Annotated in this window: 2 protein-coding genes; one reads left to right on the top strand and one right to left on the bottom strand. The window is 64.9% G+C overall.

The window, feature by feature from the left end:
- Nucleotides 1-110: 110 nt before the first annotated feature.
- Nucleotides 111-707, bottom strand: coding sequence for a Dps family protein (locus QMX78_RS20985; RefSeq protein WP_282273315.1), 597 nt, complete (start codon nucleotides 705-707; stop codon nucleotides 111-113).
- An 88-nt stretch (nucleotides 708-795) separates the two neighbouring features.
- Between QMX78_RS20985 and hrpA the strand changes: the two genes are divergently transcribed.
- Nucleotides 796-2888: ATP-dependent RNA helicase HrpA (gene hrpA / locus QMX78_RS20980; RefSeq protein ID WP_282273313.1), on the top strand; the 2093-nt coding region annotated here is incomplete at its 3' end.

The following is a 2888-nucleotide window of genomic DNA, read 5'->3' as shown; positions in this document are numbered from 1 at the left end:
CCTCTTTTGTCACCCCGCCCCCGCGCGCGCCCCCCCGGGCCGGCCCCCCCCCCCCCCCCCCCCCCCCCCCCCCCCCCCCCCCCCCCACTACAGGTACTGCGTCGAACCCTTTACTGAAGCAGCGACCGCAGCATCCACGCATATTTCTCATGGATCTGCAGGCGCTGGGTCAGCAGGTCCTCGCTGGGGGCGTCGTCGGCGTCATCGGCCTGGTCCAGCACCTTGCGTGCGGTCCGGCAGACCGCTTCATTGCCGACCACCAGCTGGCGGACCATCTCGCGCCAGTCGGCACTGTCATTCAGGCCTGGCTCTTCCGCAATCGAGGTCAGCGCAGCGAACTCGCGGTAGGAACCCGGCGCGTTGAAACCCAGGGCGCGGATGCGCTCGGCGATCTCGTCCAGGGCGTTCCACTGCTCGGTGTACTGGTCCATGAACATGTTGTGCAGCGAGTTGAACATCGACCCGGTGACGTTCCAATGGAAGTTGTGGGTCTTCAGGTACAGCGTGTAAGAATCGGCCAGAAAGTGCGACAGCCCGTCGGCGACCTTCTTGCGATCTGCGTCCTTGATCCCAATATTGACAGCGGGGGCCGAGGGCGCGGCGGCGGCCAGCTTCTTCTTGCCGATCTCGGTGCTGGTGGCGGCTGCTGCGACGGCCTGCTTCTTCTTTCCGGCTTCTGGTTTGCTGCTGTTCTTGGCCTTGGCCATGACGCTTTTCTCCTTGGCGGGTTGAATGGCTACACAATAGCGCTCTGCGCACCATACCTGCATTTCAAGTTTTCACGTTGAACGATTGATGAGCACTATCGAGAAAGACCTGTCCGCGCGCCTGCGCGCTGCCCGCCCCGCGATTGACGGAGGCATGAGCCGTGACCGTGGGCGCCTGTTGGGGCTGCTGTCACGCTGGCAGGGCAAGCCCGCGGACGCAGCGGCTGAACAGGCCTTCCAGCAGCAGCTGCAGCGCTCGCACGCGCAACGCCAGCAGCGCGCCGCGCGGCCGATCAGGGTCAGCATGGACGAAGCGCTGCCGATCGCACGTGAAGCCGAACAGATCAGCGCACTGATCCGGGCCCATCAGGTGGTGGTGATTGCCGGCGAAACCGGCTCCGGCAAGACCACGCAGTTGCCCAAGCTGTGCCTGGCGGCAGGTCGTGGTGAGGCGGGCATGATCGGCTGCACCCAGCCGCGGCGTATTGCTGCCCGTGCAGTGGCTGCGCGCGTGGCGGAGGAGCTGCAGACCGAACTCGGCACGGTGGTCGGTTACCAGGTGCGCTTCACCGACAAGGTCGGTGAAGACAGCCGCATCAAGTTCATGACCGACGGCATCCTGCTTGCTGAAATCGCGTCGGACCGCTGGTTGTCGCGCTACGACACCTTGATCATCGACGAGGCGCACGAACGCAGCCTCAACATCGACTTCCTGCTGGGTTACCTGAAGCAGCTGCTGCGCAAGCGCCCGGACCTGAAGTTGATCGTGACCTCGGCCACCATCGATACCGAGCGCTTCTCGCGCCACTTCGACAATGCGCCGGTGGTCAATGTGGAAGGCCGCACCTACCCGGTGGAGGTGCGCTATCGACCGCTGGAGGACATGGGGCAGAGCGCCGACAGCGCTGCGGCGCCAGCGCGTGGCAAGCGCAGCGAAGCGGACAGTGATCCGGCGATGGATCCGGTCTCTGCCATTGTGGCTGCCGTCGATGAAATCACCCGCAGCGATGCGCGCGGCGATGTGTTGATCTTCCTGCCGGGTGAGCGCGAGATCCGCGATACCCATCAGGCCCTGGAACGTCGCAAATACCGCGAGACCGAGGTGCTGCCGCTGTATGCGCGGCTGTCGGCCAAGGACCAGGACCGGGTATTCAATCCCGGCCCGAAGCGACGCGTGGTACTGACCACCAATGTCGCCGAAACCTCACTGACGGTGCCGCGTATCCGTTACGTGGTTGATCCGGGTTTTGCCCGCGTCAAGCGCTATAGCCCACGGCAGAAGCTCGATCGCCTGCATATCGAAGCGGTATCGCAGGCCAGCGCCAACCAGCGCAAGGGCCGCTGCGGTCGTATCTCCGAGGGCGTGTGTTACCGGTTGTATTCGGAGGCTGATTTCCTGAGCCGATCGGAGTTCACCGATCCGGAAATCCGCCGTTCCTCGTTGTCCGGCGTGATCCTGCGCATGCTGCAGCTGGGCCTGGGCAAGATCGACGAGTTCCCCTTCCTTGAAGCGCCGGACGAGCGTGCGGTGGCCGACGGTTGGCAACAGCTGGTCGAGCTTGGTGCCATCAACGACGAGCGCAAGCTCACCGACATCGGCCGGCAGATGTCGCGCTTGCCGGTGGACGTGAAACTGGCGCGCATGTTGGTTGCCGCACACAAGGGTGGTTGCCTGCGCGAGATGCTGGTGATTGCCTCTTTCCTCGGCATCCAGGACCCGCGCGAGCGACCACCGGAGGCGCGCGAGGCGGCCGATAACGCACATGCCTTGTTTGCCGACGCGCGCTCCGAGTTCATCGGCATCCTGCGGCTATGGAATGCCTACCGCGATGCCCACGAAGAGCTCACCCAGTCCAAGCTGCGCGACTGGTGCGGGCGCCATTTCCTCGGTTTCCTGCGTATGCGCGAATGGCGCGAGCTGCACCGCCAGCTGCGCCTGTTGTGCGAGGAGCTGGGCTGGGCGATGGGTGACGACGAAGCCTTCGGCAAGGCGCTGTTGTCGGCGCCGCCGGCCATGCCCGCTGGTGGTGATGCCGAGGCGAAGCGCAAAGCCACGCGTGGCGAGCAGCACAAGGCTGCACGTCTGGCGCGCGAGGGGAAACCGGCTTTAAAACCGGGGTCAGAGTCGGGTTTCCCTCGAGTTTTGTCCGCCGCGGAAGGAGTCAGGGGGAAACCCGACTC

Source organism: Stenotrophomonas sp. PS02298, from assembly GCF_029959445.1.
Taxonomy (GTDB): domain Bacteria; phylum Pseudomonadota; class Gammaproteobacteria; order Xanthomonadales; family Xanthomonadaceae; genus Stenotrophomonas.
Note: the sequence above shows the minus strand (reverse complement) of the source record. Positions and strands in the feature narration are given on the sequence as shown.

Coding starts and splice junctions, on each gene's coding strand:
- QMX78_RS20985 (WP_282273315.1), bottom strand. CDS start 707: ATGGCCAAGGCCAAGAACAGCAGCAAACCAGAAGCCGGAAAGAAGAAG.